This window comes from Shewanella gelidii, from assembly GCF_014647855.1.
Lineage (GTDB): Bacteria > Pseudomonadota > Gammaproteobacteria > Enterobacterales > Shewanellaceae > Shewanella > Shewanella gelidii.
In genome coordinates, this window is sequence record NZ_BMPZ01000009.1 from 132,509 (window position 1) to 146,199 (window position 13,691).

Consider the following 13,691-nt stretch of genomic DNA (forward strand, 5'->3'; position numbering starts at 1 on the left):
GGCTCATAATGACATCGATTTTGTTCAAAATAGCATGTAAAAAAATCGGTTTAAAGCGCGTTATAAAACCAGCTAAATTCAGCGCTACAAGGATATTTACACTGCAAAAGGGATTGGTTCTGTATATAATTCGCCATAAAGAAGTTAAATCCAGAGAATTACATGATACAGATTGGTCGTTCTGCCAAATTAGAAGTGGTGAAAGAAGTTGATTTTGGCGTCTATTTAGATGCTAAAGAGTTAGGGCAGGTTTTGTTACCTAATAAGTTCGTTCCAAAGAACACTGAACTAGGAAACATGCTCGACGTATTTATCTATCTCGATTCCCAGGACATGGTCATCGCCACAACGAAACACCCTGTGGCAGAAGTCGGTCAATTTGCATTGCTAAAAGTGGTCGCTACGGGTCCATTTGGGGCATTTTTGGATTGGGGCTTAGAAAAAGATTTACTGCTACCATTTGGCGAGCAAAAACGCCCGGTTGAAGAAGGCCAAACTTGCCTCGTTTATATTGATATCAATAAAGCAGACGAGCGCATTGTTGCTTCATCAAAACTCGATAAATTTTTGGACAATAGCCCTGCTTTCTACAAAGCTGGCGAACAGGTTGAACTACTCATCGCAGGCACCACAGAACTTGGCTATAAAGCAATTATAAATAATCATCATTGGGGTGTTATCTATAAGAATGAGGTATTTAAAAAGCTTCGTTTTGGTCAACGCACCCGTGGCTACATCAAGCAAATCAGGCAAGATGGAAAAATTGATCTTCAGCTGCAAAAAGGTGGCAAAGAAGAACTCGACCAACATGCTAAGAGCATTGTAAGACGACTGCAGTCTGCCGCAGGTTTTTTACCACTTACAGATAAAACCAATGCAGACGTGATTTATGCCGAGCTAGCAATGAGTAAAAAAGCATTTAAAAAGTCGATCGGCGGCTTATACAAAAAAGGCATGATCAGTATTGACTCAGATGGCATCCGTTTGACTCAAAATCGCGAATAGCCCCACATTTTCAACGAAGTAGATTTGTTAAGCTAAATATTCAGTGAACATTAGCTGAACAATAAATTTATAGACAAGTAAACTAGGATAATAAGCATGACGCCCCTGCTCGTCATGCTTTTCAGCGAGATTAGAATGGAACTAACATCATTAGAAGCACGAATTATTGGCTGCTTACTTGAAAAAGAAATTACCACCCCCGATCAATACCCATTATCACTAAACGCGCTCACGATGGCTTGTAATCAAAAAACAAGTCGGGAACCTGTGATGTCCTTATCTGAGACCGATGTCCAGCAGGGCATTGATAGTCTCAACAAAAAGCGCCTCATTAGTGAACAGTCTGGATTTGGTAGCCGGGTTATTAAATACAAGCATCGTTTTTGTAATACCGAATTTAGCGATTTACAGCTTAGCCCTGCACAAGTTGCCATCGTTTGCCTTTTGCTACTGAGAGGCGCTCAAACTTCCGGTGAACTGAGAACACGGAGTACGCGGTTATATAGTTTTAGCGATATCGCTGAAGTAGAAGTAACTTTAAACGAATTGCAACAACGCCAACCACCGCTGACCATGCAATTGCCAAAGATACCAGGTAAACGGGAAATTCGATTTAGAGAGCTAATGACTGAGCACAACGAAGATGTAAGCAAACTTCAGTCGATTCCTGTACCCATGACAACCGTGGATATAGCCCCCTCAAATGAAAGCTTGCAATCACGCGTTGACAAACTAGAGCAACAAGTCGCCGAACTCATACAGCAATTAGAATCACTGAGCTAGCAAGCGATAAATGCAGTTGTTATCAATATTTACATGCAAAGGAATCAAACGATGCAGGCAGCCTCAACCGGCCCTTCTCAAATGAGTAATAGCGTCACCATTGCTCTCTTTGAGTTACAAAAATTATTCAATAACAAAAGAGGGATTTTGTCGATTGTTGCTTTCTCCCTCGTTTGGGGAATCATTCTGCTTTATCCCATTCGTGGCGCATCAGATTACTTATTGAGCCCGGATTTCAAAGCCTTTATCGCGAGTTTTTTTGGTGAAGGCGCTGTAAACCAATTATTTCAATGGCAGGTTGCAGAGCTTGCGGTATTTTGGTGTTTAGGGCTGTATCTATTTCCTTTATTTAGCATTTTTATTGCCGCCGATCAGTTTGCATCGGACCGTAGCCGCGGTACCTTTCGATTTTTAACCCTGAGGGCGAGTCGAAATAGCATATTCTTCGGTCGGTTTATCGGACAAATGGCTATCCAGCTTTTTTTAGTTATTCTAGCGGTTAGCGCCACGGTATTGTTAGCAATTAGTCGCGACTCAAGCCTCATTGGTGCCGCAATATTCGACGGGGTTCTTGTCACTCTCAATTTATTTATTGTGTTGCTCCCTTTTACAGCACTAATGGCAATTTTATCCTTGCACGCGAGTACCGCTCGACAGGCTACAGTTCAGGCTATCGTATTTTGGGCGTTAACCTCTATCGCGATGGCGGCCATCAATTTCTATGCTCCACAGCTTGCCATGCTGGAATGGACACTACCTGGTGCACAGCTTTCTTCAATGATTAATACCCAAGGCATGGATAGTCTTTCCTATTCGGCAATCCCATTGCTACAGGCACTGGTCTTATTATTTATCGGCAGACTGTACATGATAAGGATTGCCCTATGAGTTTGATCAAATGTCACAACCTAAGTAAAGACTTTGGTTCAACCCAAGCCTTAAATAACGTTAGTATTGAACTAGAAGGTGGGAAACCGATTGCACTTGTAGGCCCAAACGGTGCCGGAAAAACAACCCTATTTAGTATCCTTTGCGGCTATATTTCAGCAACCTCTGGTACAGTAGAGATCCTCGGTTCGCCAGCCGGTAGCCCGACTCTTTTAGGACGCATATCGGCGCTCCCTCAAGACGCCGCATTAGACCCTAACTTTTCAATTGCTAGCCAACTTGCTTTCTTTGCTTCTTTGCAGGGCTATAAGTCCAAGCATGCTCGAGCTGAGGCGAAACGAGTATTATCATTGGTCGGCTTACTTGAGTCAGCAAATCAAAAACCTGATAGCCTAAGTCATGGCATGGGCAAGCGTGTCGCTATCGCGCAGGCCATGATTGGGGAACCTGAACTAGTCTTACTCGATGAGCCCACCGCGGGACTTGATCCCGCGAATGCAAAAAAACTAAGAGAGCTCATCGATTCATTAGCGCAACACACTCAGTTTATCATTAGCTCGCACAACTTGGACGAGCTAGAAAAGCTATGCGATCAAGTGATTTACCTAGAGAAAGGCCAGCTAACGCAATCTGTTTCCATTCAAAATAACCAAGATGACAACAAATTCCTGACTCTGACCTTAACCGAGTGCGACGCGCAACAAGTCATACAAGTCATACAAGTCTTAAGTGAACATCCCGGTATTCATCACATTGAATCGCGAAACGCAAAAGAGTTTTTAATAGAGCGAGTTGCCATCAACCAAAAATCAACCCCTGATAAGCCGTTGAATAACACCTATGAAGTCGAAAGTTTTATCTTTCAGCAATTGCAAAAACATCACTGGCAATACAAGCAACTATTAAACGGTAAACGACTAGAAGACACCCTCTTCTCCTAACCAAGTAGTAGAATATAAAAAGGAGCCCTGTCAAAAGGCTCCTTTTTTACCAAAACTGAGCTGAACTAAAAATCATCCGCTTTACCTTTTACTTCTTTTGCAAAGTTCCTTCACACACATTGAGCTTAAAAGCTCACCACCTCTAAAACTACTGCGACGGACGTACCGCCTCACAGCTTGTGTGCAGCCAAGGATACACAGTCAATAAAAAGCCAAATAGAACAGGTTTCGAATATTAATGTCATAACCCAGAGCCACTAATAGGTCGGCTTGAGCTAGATTTCTGCCCATTCAAAAAGTGATACAGGCAATCGCAACGCTGCTAGATCAACGCGTGGATGCTGGATGCTGGATGCTGGATGCTGGATGCTGGATGCTGGATGCTGGATGCTGGATGCTGGATGCTGGATGCTGGATGCTGGATGCTGGATGCTGGATGCTGGATGCTGGATGCTGGATGCTGGATAGAATAATTTCAAAGGCGGGAATAAGCGACTATCGCTATTTCTACAGCTTGAGTATTTTAACGTCTACACAAGAGAAACATTACCGCGAAAGTCTGAGCGCTCAGCCACGACGCTTAAACAACTTGAGAATTAACGTCAGACAGTTTGTAAATTTTGTCCCTAAAAACAAAAGAGCCATGGCATAAACCATAGCTCTCTACTTTTTAACTCTCAGTTAAATACTGAGAATCAAGACTTAGCCTACAACAGAAACGTTTTCAGCTTGAGGACCTTTCTGACCTTGAGTCACAGTGAAAGATACCTTTTGACCTTCGTCAAGAGTCTTGAAACCATCTGTGTTGATAGCACGGAAGTGAACGAATACGTCTGGGCCAGACTCTTGCTCGATAAATCCGAAACCTTTATCAGAGTTGAACCACTTAACAACACCAGTTACTTGAGACATGATTTGAAATCCTGTAAATATATAAATTAAAGCCTTAACGGCAGTAGCGCTGGAAAATGCCGGTATTACTTATGTTACAGGACGAACTGGTCGTATTGAACACATAAATATAAGCCCAACTTTCAAGCTGAGTTCACTATATAGCATTCTCCCTATAAGTCAACTAACTAAAAATGCTCATATCAGCTTTTTTTACTTAAATTTCTGTTATTTGCTCAACATCTAAGCCCGAATACAACCTATGAGCTACTGCACAAATCCCTGTTGATTTAAAAGTCCTTAATTTTTATATGGATAGCGATTTTGATAGCACTGAGATCTAGCGCAACTTATGTACTTCGATTTGAAAATCCAGCTCACATTCAAAATTCGAATTTGCCATGCTTTTTTTCTGAGTTTCCGTTAGTTTCCATGCATATGGCGTCATTTGCAAAAAGTTTTGAATATCTTTCGCGTCAATTAGATTCATTCGGCTACGCAGGCGTTCGTAGTGTAAACACTCGAAACCATCGATTTCTGCAATTGATTCAGGATGAGGTTGTGGATCACTATATATTTTTTCTTTAACTTCAAAGTGATGCATAGGTCCTGGGGCAACGGTAATCAACAGACCTTCAGGACATATCACTCGTTTTAGCTCATCCAAATCAGACGGCGCATAGATGCGCAAAGCTAAATCAAAACTCTGGTCAACAAATGGCATATCAAACACACTCGCAACACAAAAGTGCATTTGCTTATATCGTTTTGATGCATAGCGAACTGCAGATTTTGAAATATCTAAACCATGAAGTTGACATTCATTGTCAGAAGAAAAGACATTGAATAACCGATCGCTGTAATAACCTTCCCCGCAGCCAATATCCAATATCGACCGTGTTTGAGGCGCAAACTCAAGTGCTAACTCCCCCACTCTATCGCTCAAGTGCTGGTAATGGCCGGCATTTAAAAACTCACGACGCGCCTGCATCATCGTTTTATTATCCCCCGGATCTTTTGATTTCTTATTTTGCACAGGTAACAGGTTGACATACCCTTCCTTGGCACGGTCAAAACAGTGACCTTGGTGGCACTGCCATGTTGGCATATTCAATTCAAGGGGGGAACGACATATAGGACATTGATAAAACATGAACGGTCTCAATCGAAGAAGTACAAACGAATTGTTTTACAAATGATCTTCTTCCATCATTTGTTGTACCAATTCCGTCACTTCCTTTGGGGCTAGTAGTTGGTAACATTCTAACATACGTAAACGCTTTTTCGCGGATAGTTCTGCGCCCGGAGACTCTGGCAACCAATCTTCGTTGGCTCCCCCCGACAAGTGGCTTCGCTCTATTGCCCGAGAATACTCTCGATGTAGCCATTGACGTTTTTCAGTAATTTGACTCTCTAGGCGCACGCTTTCTATACGTAATCCCGAATGTAACTTGCCCGCTTCGCTGGCTAGATAATCCGTTAACTCTCGGCTTACCATATCCAGTTCACTCATGTGAACTGCTATCATTTCAGGCTTCTTATCATAATCATAGCTTCGGGAGATTAGCTCTCTTGCCATCATTAATGCCCGAGGGCCTTCAAATACTCTGACGTCCTGCTCTAAGGGGACAACTTCAAATTTCGCATGTTCGTCATTACAAATATACACGCCATCATTCACTTTTAGTGTCAGCGACAGTCCATTTCGTAATGCAGTGGCACACAGTTTAGGCGCCATCGCTAATTGTCGATAATACCGCAGCCCTTGGCCTTTTGTTCTCAGTAATGAATGCACTGAAATCCGGTGACTCGCGTCTAAATGCGCTGGTTGGCATTCCGACACCGTTAAAAATGGAAGTGCCCGGATAGCAATTGTTGCCGTGTGGCGTTCCACGCGATTAACAATCAACTCAAGCAACGGCGTATGCATAAACTGCAACACTGCAAAATCACTCATTTCTTCAGCAAGCCGAATATCTAAAGTAACTTTTTGGGTAACATCAAGAATAATGGCCTGATCAAGAAATTGGTTAAACATCGATGATTCGCTATTTTTAAGAAATAAATGATGCAAATATCCTTCAATGCTGTGCAAATTTATACGAAATGGAAAGCGAAATAGTCATAAACTGCGATGCATAACAATTTTCTAATAAAAATTTGATTCATATAAGTCCCTGACACAGATTCTCTTTTACATAAACAAGCAAAAGCTATTGTTGAGACAGCGCACAGCTCGACAACTGATTCGACATCTTGCAAAGTCGCAAGCGAGGGGTATGGCTCTAACTGCCGATGTTATTAGTGCCTTTCAACGTCTTAGCGAAGCACGCTAAAACCCAAGCAACACAACACCCACTTTCGGCTGGGGCTGACATAACCATACTTGTGAACAGTTAAGAAAAAGGCAATAAAAATGCGATACAGAAAATTAAGCAATACCCACCAAAGCGTATTGTTATCGAAGCGACAGGTCGCCTAGAAATGCCATTTATCATGGCCTGTGCTGAGGCCAACCTACCCTTCGTTATTGCCAACCCAATACACATAAAACGTTTTGCTGGTGCGATTGGTCAACGAGCAAAAACTGATAAGTTAGACGCACAACTTATCACCCATTATGGTGAAGCAATTAAACCTAAACTATCTACGTTAAAGCCAGAAATCATGCAGGCCATGAGTGATTTGGTCTCAAGGCGCAATCAAATATTAGTGATGCAAACGATGGAGAAAAACCGTCTTCAAATTTTGCCTAAAGAACTGGCAATGACAATCAAAGCCATCTTAACGATCTTTAAAAACCAGATAGAAAAGATTGAAACTAAAACCATTAAACTCATCGAATCATGCCCTGACTATCAAGCTAAAAATGTCATCCCTCAAAGCATGAAAGGGATAGGTAAAATAGCCGCGGCCTCAATCATAAGTAGCCTTCCAGAGTTAGGCTATATTAACAACAAAGAAGCGAGCTCACTGGTAGGAGTTGCGCCAATGAACAAGGAAAGCGGCCGCTTCAAAGGCCAAAGAAAAATTCAGGGAGGCAGCCATCAAGTCAGAACGGTTTTATATATGGCGATGATGTCTGCAATTCAATCTAACCCAGTTTTCAGAGAAACATACCTGCGATTAGTCGCAGTTGGAAAACCAAAGAAAGTGGCGATAATTGCCTGCATTTAGGAAGATGGTTGTGACGTTAAACTCAATGCTCAGAGATGGTGCTATGTGGGAAACGCCAAAAGCTCAAAATTAACTATTGACGCCATAGTCTCTTGTTATATTTTTGTTTGCGGTGTGATTTGGATTTTATAAACCTTTACGCCTTCAGTGCCAATTTCAATCGTTGCAGCTTGATTTGCCGCAGTAACTAAAACAGGCTTCTCTTTTTGAACAAAGGCACCGTCAGTATATGTATAGTAAATAGTTGAAAGTTTAACTGCTCCATTTTCAATAGTTGGGACTATATCGTATTTTACTTCGCCATCAATTTGAGCTGTAAAACTTTCTGCTATCTGACCTTTTAATGAAATTGGTTTCACTAAATCGCCGTTAATATACATATCAAGTTTCAAAGTTACATCTTGATTGGCATAAGCCATAGAGGACATAGCTAAGGTACTTGCTACTAACACTTTATATAAACTTTTCATTATTCATCCTTAAATTTAATGTGCACCATTGCACGATATAAAAAACATAACGCTTGGCTCAGCGGCTAAGTACTGTTAGGCTAAAATGTGCCAAGCGTGAGCAAACTGTACGTTTCCGATGGAGCAACTTGTTATAAAGCTATTAAAAAACTACCCCAAGATAGCCAAGAACTATAATTGAAAGCCCAACCCATATGGTTGCAACCAAACCAGAAGATTTAGACAAAGAAAACTCTCTCTTTTTTATTTCAGTAATGTCTGAAATTTTAATTGCCACACCTTCCCCATGTACTTCTTCGGAATCAACCAAACTAATTTCAAACTCAAAAGTTTCTCCATCATTTGTGACAATAGATATATAGTCCCCAACCTTTAAATCATTACCAAATTGAGATTTCGGCATACCTTCAGATAGAGGTTGCATTGAGGTGCAACCAGATAAAAGGAGAATAATTAGAGTTGTGATTATTGTTGATTTCATGCGAATTCGTTCCTTGATGCTTTATAACGCCGCAATCTAGGGAATCCCCAGATAATTTCTTTTACAATCAATAAGTAGACACGCATGGTGCTGTTTGATCTAATCAATTTCGCCAAAAACAAACTAGAACAACACCATGCGCGACATCAACATACTACATCAATCGCTAGCGATGCAATGCCCAACAATTCACAAAAAACGTCTTAGTTCTCTGATAGTTGCAACTAAGTCATTACTCGATGGTAATCAACTCTCATTAACCCAGCTAGGCCGTAACATTTCAGGCAATGTGGCTGCTAAGCACAGCATTAAGCGCATTGACCGATTACTCGGTAATCACCACCTTAATAATGACCGAATCGCTATATATCAATGGCATGCACGCCACCTTTGTGGTGCCAACCCTATGCCCATAATTCTTGTAGATTGGGCCGATGTTCGTGAACAATTGAGGTTGATGACTTTGCGTGCGTCCATCAGTGTTCAAGGTCGAAGTGTGACTCTCTACGAGCGCACATTTTTGTTCGATGCTAAGCCTGTAGAGATAGCAATTCACCGCGCAGCCACAACCGTTTTCTTGAAGAGTTGGCAAACGTTTTACCAAAGCATTGCTGCCCTTTAATCGTTACTGATGCGGGTTATCGAAATACCTGGTTTTCTCAAGTCGCTAAACTAGGCTGGTTCTGGCTAGGACGTGTACGTGGTGATGTCAGCTACCAACATTCGGGCAAACACCAATGGCATTCCAACAAATCCCTTTACCCAACTGCAACGAACAAAGCCAAGTACATAGGCAGTGTAAAGCTTGCCCGTAAGAGTCCATTGCAATGCCATTTACACTTGTATAAAGCAAAGGAAAAAGGTCGCAAAGACCGCCGCTCTTCAAAAGCTGGAAGGAATCATACCGCTCAAGCAAGCTATGGTAGAAGCAGTAAAGAGCCGTGGTTACTCGCAACCAACTTACCGCCCAACCACTTTAACTCTGTCCAAGTAACGAACCTCTACGCAAAACGAATGCAGATTGAAGAGACGTTTCGTGACTTAAAAAGTCCACAATATGGAATGGGTTTGCGACACTGTAAAAGCCGATACCCAAAGCGGCTAGACGTACTGCTACTCATCGCCATGCTTGCTGAAATTGCACTATGGTTAATCGGTATTATCGCCCTTCATTTAGGATGGCAAAAGCACTTTCAAGCCAATACAATCCGGCATCGGCCAGTGTTGTCGATTGTGAGGTTAGGGAAAGAAGTTCGGAAGAGGAAAAACTACAAGATAACAGAGCAACATTTACGCTGGGCGATGCATGAATACATCAAGTTGGTTCACACTGCTGGAAGACCTCAATTTTGAGGGGATCCCCCAGCGCCCCAATAAGGGGCTGATAAATGCTTGGCTAAACTGTGTAACGAAGTGGAACTTAGCCAAGCTTTAGCAGTCCCGCGCTTAATTGGCTTGTTAGGTGTATCTATATATGCAAAAACAACGCATAGATAAAAACAATACCGCTAAATGCACCATAGATAATGAATCTACCTATACCGTTTGGATGCTGTTTTGCCAATGACACCAAATCTAGGTTTTTATAACGATAGTAGACAGTTATGGCAACGATAAAATATAAAATTACCGCACTTGCAATGTAGTGTTTTTGGCTAAATAGAAAGTTATTAATTTCAGCAAATACACTTCCTAAGAAAATTTCGGTAATTAGTAAAATTGACCAAAGATTAAGAAGCATGAAAAAAGATAATGTTGATACAGCAGAAATAGCTGAATAAGAGCGTGTTCCGCCTTTATCAATTTCCCTAAGTGCCAAAGACAAAAATAGTGATTTCAACATCGATATTGAGTGATAAACCTAACGCCGCCAGCAGAGGCGCAGCTATGCTGCGTCCTGCTGACTGGCCTTGTTAGCAATTGTTTGTTCAATCATTTTTTTGCGTTTTAGCCAAAATGTTATTGCCCCGATAGGTATTGTAAAAGTAAATATAAACGGAGCGAATTCGCTTGCAGCACTAGCACCAAAACCTAGGAGTTTTATTGTTGCTATTTTTGTGGCTATTTCGCCAGTAGTCCAATTCATTGCTATCGCACCAATACCAACAAACGACAATAAGTACCAGCGCCATTTTTTCTCTATGGGGGTTCGGTAAACAAAAAAGCAAGTTACGATCATGAAGATTGGAGTGACTACTGTTAGTGCGAATATTAAAACCCTAGACATACTTATATCTGCGTTACCAAAAGAGTTTAATACCTTTTGTGATTCATTGGTTCGATAAACATTAATTCCTGTCACCAAAATCTTTCCATCTTGCTTCGTCATGGAAACACTTGATATTGACCAATCTACTTCAAATTTAGACTCAAACGAAAAACTCGCTGACCAAATATCATTGAATGTACGAACATTTGAACCCATTAACTCAGTATTTAAAGGCTCACCTTCTGGAAAAAATCCAGACAATTTATCCAGTTCTTCAACTGTTACTTTGGCAAGAAGCTCTGGATGCATTTGAGATTTTATGTATTCATAATTCTTTAATCGAAGTTGTTCTAAATAGCCCTTGGCAAAAGATGATTCTTCCTTTGGAACTATCGACTCTTTAATATCTTCGTACGAACACCCCACCACAAGTAATGAAAAAATGATGGTTATTATATACTTCATTTGGTTGATCTCTCGATAAGATTGCTAACGCCTGCCAGCAGGGGCGCAGTTTCCTGCGTCCCTCTGGCTGGTTTTGTTAAGTGTTTGTTGATTAATGCTTTCTAAAATCACGCCTAGGAGCCTCAATGCCATGGACATCTTCGCGAATCTCTTCCAGCCACAATAAACGTTTGAAGTAGGATTTCCTACCAGCTGTAGTACCACCGTTTTTAGAGCCCCACATACAGCGTTCTATTTCCTTATTTAAATCCGGAAGAGACATCTTTGAATATGAATCTAGCTCTTTATCGCTTCCTTTTGAGCCACGCTTCACTCAACCACCCCCGACACTTAACGCCTTACTAATGGGCGTAAAATGCTTGGCTAAAATTAGCGACGAAGGAGCGCAAGCCAAGCGTTTTACGTCCTTTTGAGTAACTTGTTATAAGCACCTACTCGATACTTGAAAGGTAGCTTGCTAAAACACTACTTGGAGTGCCTTGGTGGAGACTAAACTCGTAGCTCTTAGCAACCACCTCTAAAGTAGTGTCGTGAAAACTCCACACAAAGTGAATTAAATCTCTAAAAATGTCATCAGAGTGGTAAGGGTGAACACTATTTTGTATGCATAGTTCTTGAACCCATGTTGAATTCTGAATTTTAAAGGTTCCATATGGCTCTAACCCGTTTTCGCTTAATGGGTGTCCATGAAATGCTTCATCGTTTGGTGCACCAAACTTATAAGAGTGAAAACCCGTAAACTTGACCAGACCAACAGCTTCAAGCTCAAAGTCTTTTGACTGCTCCTGCATGTAATAAGCAACGAATAGATCATGCTCATCACTTAAGACTACAGGACATGGGGCACCTACGCTTGACTGTTCTTCTTTTAACTCGACAACTTGATTCATACTCAAAACTTTAAGTGCTTATAACGCCCCACTAAGAGGCAAATAATAGTTGGTTATAATAGAGAGCGAAGCGAACAAAACCAACTGTTATTTGTCCTGCTTGAGTGGCTTGTTATATGCACATTAAACTAAAACTTAGAAAGAAAAATATCAATTTTATCATCTGATACTTGCCAATTCTCTCCTTTGCATTCAGCTAGCTTTACAATACCTAAAAGTTCAATTAACCCATTAGCTTTGAATTTATCTCCGTTTCGCGTTGCTAGCCATAAGACATCAGCGCTATTTGAGTTCAATTGAGCTACTTCATAACCAAGCTCAATTAATAATTCATATGCAGGAATTTCAGTATTTGATGCTGCTGATAAATTCATTCCACCACCCTCGGTGCATATAACGCCTTACTAATGGGCGCATAAATGCTTGGCTAAAATTGGCGACGAAGGAGCACAAGCCAAGCGTTTTGCGTCCTTTTGAGTAACTTGTTAGGTTGCGATTGAGTCCCATTTTTCAATAACCATTGCGCGCCACTCTTTATCTAGTAGGTTTTCTGAAACAAACTCCAAATAAAAGTCTGCGTCTCTATCAATTTGGTCGTAAGTAACATCAATAATCGAATACAACGCTCTAGCTAAATGTGAATACAAAATACTAAAAGTACAAACACCGTTTTCAATTACCTGAAAATTTGAAATAAATGGAAAAGGCTGTGAATGTTTAAACTCTATTCCTGAGTCACTAGTGTTCCAATTTTTATTACCTGCGGAGAATATAATGTTGTCATTTTCTTTGTAAATCGCGAAGTTTATTCTTGAGCCAAAAATTCTCTTCTCGCTATGGGCAAATCCAAAGCAAGGTTTATCAGTGTTTTTAGCGTTGCCCAAGTTTATCGTTTTCGCTAGACCTGTTTCAGAGTTAAACTCGATCTGCTTACGTTCGTGAGTCCAATGATTTAACAACATCTTCCCTAGCAACCTAACGCTTTGCTAAGGGGCAATTGACTGTTGGCTATACTTGCGCGAAGCGCCAAGCCAACTGTTAATTGTCCCAGTGAGTTTGCGAACGAACTTGAGCAACTTGTTATATGCTCTTTTCGATCGCATTTCTAATACCAATGAATATTGCTGAAGCCTCTTCATCAAGCTCATTTTTTGCAGAAGAAACTAGCTCAAGAATTTCTTTTGCGCGTTGACCTTCGAGTATCTCTTCGTCATCGAAATACACTTTCATGTGATCATAGGGGTCACCAGAACGAGACATTAAAAGGGTAAAGCCAGAGTTTTCAGTTTCGAATATAGCAATATCAGGACCTATGTCTGATGTTTCCGAATAACAGTCAATGATTCTCATATCCTTCCTTGAGCATATAACGCCCTAATAATGGGCAAAAAATTGTTGGCTAAAATGTTGAGGAACGAAAACAGCCAACTGTTTTTTGTCCTTATTAATTAGCTTGTTATACGTCATTTACGCTGAAAATAAAACGTTGCA

Annotated in this window: 17 protein-coding genes and 2 pseudogenes; 7 read left to right on the forward strand and 12 right to left on the reverse strand. The window is 41.0% G+C overall.

Annotated elements, in window-relative coordinates:
* Positions 1–162: 162 nt before the first annotated feature.
* From IEY18_RS14445 to IEY18_RS14465, 5 genes are all read left to right on the forward strand, one after another.
* Positions 163–1,005 (forward strand): CvfB family protein, encoded by an 843-nt coding sequence (locus IEY18_RS14445; RefSeq protein WP_188922078.1) that lies wholly within the window; start codon positions 163–165, stop codon positions 1,003–1,005.
* Between the two features lie 135 nt (positions 1,006–1,140).
* On the forward strand, positions 1,141–1,788 hold the full coding sequence (locus IEY18_RS14450; protein ID WP_188922080.1) for a YceH family protein: 648 nt from the start codon (positions 1,141–1,143) through the stop codon (positions 1,786–1,788).
* A gap of 51 nt (positions 1,789–1,839) precedes the next feature.
* The gene (locus IEY18_RS14455; RefSeq protein WP_188922082.1) at positions 1,840–2,676 is read left to right on the forward strand and encodes an ABC transporter permease subunit; all 837 of its coding nucleotides are present in this window, start codon (positions 1,840–1,842) and stop codon (positions 2,674–2,676) included.
* Positions 2,673–3,617, forward strand: coding sequence for an ABC transporter ATP-binding protein (locus tag IEY18_RS14460; RefSeq protein WP_188922084.1), 945 nt, complete (start codon positions 2,673–2,675; stop codon positions 3,615–3,617). Before IEY18_RS14455 ends, IEY18_RS14460 begins: the two co-directional genes overlap by 4 nt.
* A 334-nt stretch (positions 3,618–3,951) precedes the next feature.
* The gene (locus IEY18_RS14465) at positions 3,952–4,269 is read left to right on the forward strand and encodes a hypothetical protein (RefSeq protein WP_194468933.1); all 318 of its coding nucleotides are present in this window, start codon (positions 3,952–3,954) and stop codon (positions 4,267–4,269) included.
* A gap of 50 nt (positions 4,270–4,319) precedes the next feature.
* Here IEY18_RS14465 and IEY18_RS14470 read toward each other — a convergent pair whose 3' ends face one another.
* The 3 genes from IEY18_RS14470 to IEY18_RS14480 all read right to left on the reverse strand — a co-directional run bounded on the left by IEY18_RS14470 (position 4,320) and on the right by IEY18_RS14480 (position 6,546).
* Positions 4,320–4,529 (reverse strand): cold-shock protein, encoded by a 210-nt coding sequence (locus IEY18_RS14470; RefSeq protein ID WP_188922088.1) that lies wholly within the window; start codon positions 4,527–4,529, stop codon positions 4,320–4,322.
* A 319-nt stretch (positions 4,530–4,848) separates the two neighbouring features.
* Positions 4,849–5,661 carry a 23S rRNA (guanine(745)-N(1))-methyltransferase gene (gene rlmA / locus IEY18_RS14475; protein ID WP_188922090.1) on the reverse strand — a complete coding sequence of 271 codons (813 nt, stop codon included), beginning with the start codon at positions 5,659–5,661 and terminating at the stop codon, positions 4,849–4,851.
* A 36-nt stretch (positions 5,662–5,697) separates the two neighbouring features.
* A complete protein-coding gene (locus tag IEY18_RS14480; RefSeq protein WP_188922092.1) occupies positions 5,698–6,546 on the reverse strand; it encodes a hypothetical protein in 849 nt (282 codons plus the stop codon).
* Between the two features lie 362 nt (positions 6,547–6,908).
* On the opposite strand from IEY18_RS14480, the pseudogene IEY18_RS14485 reads away from it, so the two are divergent.
* Positions 6,909–7,758: pseudogene (locus tag IEY18_RS14485) on the forward strand (IS110 family RNA-guided transposase); the annotation flags it as partial.
* Between the two features lie 22 nt (positions 7,759–7,780).
* Here the strand turns inward: IEY18_RS14485 and IEY18_RS14490 are convergent.
* Both IEY18_RS14490 and IEY18_RS14495 read right to left on the reverse strand, forming a co-directional pair.
* Positions 7,781–8,155, reverse strand: a complete 375-nt coding sequence (locus IEY18_RS14490) for a hypothetical protein (RefSeq protein WP_188922094.1) — start codon at positions 8,153–8,155, stop codon at positions 7,781–7,783.
* Between the two features lie 142 nt (positions 8,156–8,297).
* The gene (locus IEY18_RS14495; protein WP_188922096.1) at positions 8,298–8,636 is read right to left on the reverse strand and encodes a hypothetical protein; all 339 of its coding nucleotides are present in this window, start codon (positions 8,634–8,636) and stop codon (positions 8,298–8,300) included.
* A 136-nt stretch (positions 8,637–8,772) separates the two neighbouring features.
* On the opposite strand from IEY18_RS14495, the pseudogene IEY18_RS14500 reads away from it, so the two are divergent.
* Positions 8,773–9,989: pseudogene (locus tag IEY18_RS14500) on the forward strand (IS4 family transposase).
* A 115-nt stretch (positions 9,990–10,104) separates the two neighbouring features.
* Here the strand turns inward: IEY18_RS14500 and IEY18_RS14505 are convergent.
* From IEY18_RS14505 to IEY18_RS14535, 7 genes are all read right to left on the reverse strand, one after another.
* Positions 10,105–10,479, reverse strand: coding sequence for a hypothetical protein (locus tag IEY18_RS14505; protein WP_188922098.1), 375 nt, complete (start codon positions 10,477–10,479; stop codon positions 10,105–10,107).
* Between the two features lie 42 nt (positions 10,480–10,521).
* Positions 10,522–11,310 carry a hypothetical protein gene (locus IEY18_RS14510; RefSeq protein ID WP_188922100.1) on the reverse strand — a complete coding sequence of 263 codons (789 nt, stop codon included), beginning with the start codon at positions 11,308–11,310 and terminating at the stop codon, positions 10,522–10,524.
* A gap of 91 nt (positions 11,311–11,401) precedes the next feature.
* Positions 11,402–11,623, reverse strand: coding sequence for a hypothetical protein (locus IEY18_RS14515; RefSeq protein ID WP_188922103.1), 222 nt, complete (start codon positions 11,621–11,623; stop codon positions 11,402–11,404).
* 118 nt (positions 11,624–11,741) lie between these two features.
* Positions 11,742–12,200 carry a hypothetical protein gene (locus IEY18_RS14520; RefSeq protein ID WP_188922105.1) on the reverse strand — a complete coding sequence of 153 codons (459 nt, stop codon included), beginning with the start codon at positions 12,198–12,200 and terminating at the stop codon, positions 11,742–11,744.
* A gap of 128 nt (positions 12,201–12,328) precedes the next feature.
* Positions 12,329–12,574, reverse strand: coding sequence for a hypothetical protein (locus tag IEY18_RS14525; RefSeq protein WP_188922107.1), 246 nt, complete (start codon positions 12,572–12,574; stop codon positions 12,329–12,331).
* Positions 12,575–12,685: 111 nt separating this feature from the next.
* Positions 12,686–13,162: a hypothetical protein gene (locus IEY18_RS14530; protein WP_188922109.1), complete on the reverse strand. Its 477-nt coding sequence runs from the start codon at positions 13,160–13,162 to the stop codon at positions 12,686–12,688.
* 118 nt (positions 13,163–13,280) lie between these two features.
* The gene (locus IEY18_RS14535) at positions 13,281–13,550 is read right to left on the reverse strand and encodes a hypothetical protein (protein ID WP_188922111.1); all 270 of its coding nucleotides are present in this window, start codon (positions 13,548–13,550) and stop codon (positions 13,281–13,283) included.
* Between the last annotated feature and the right edge of the window lie 141 nt (positions 13,551–13,691).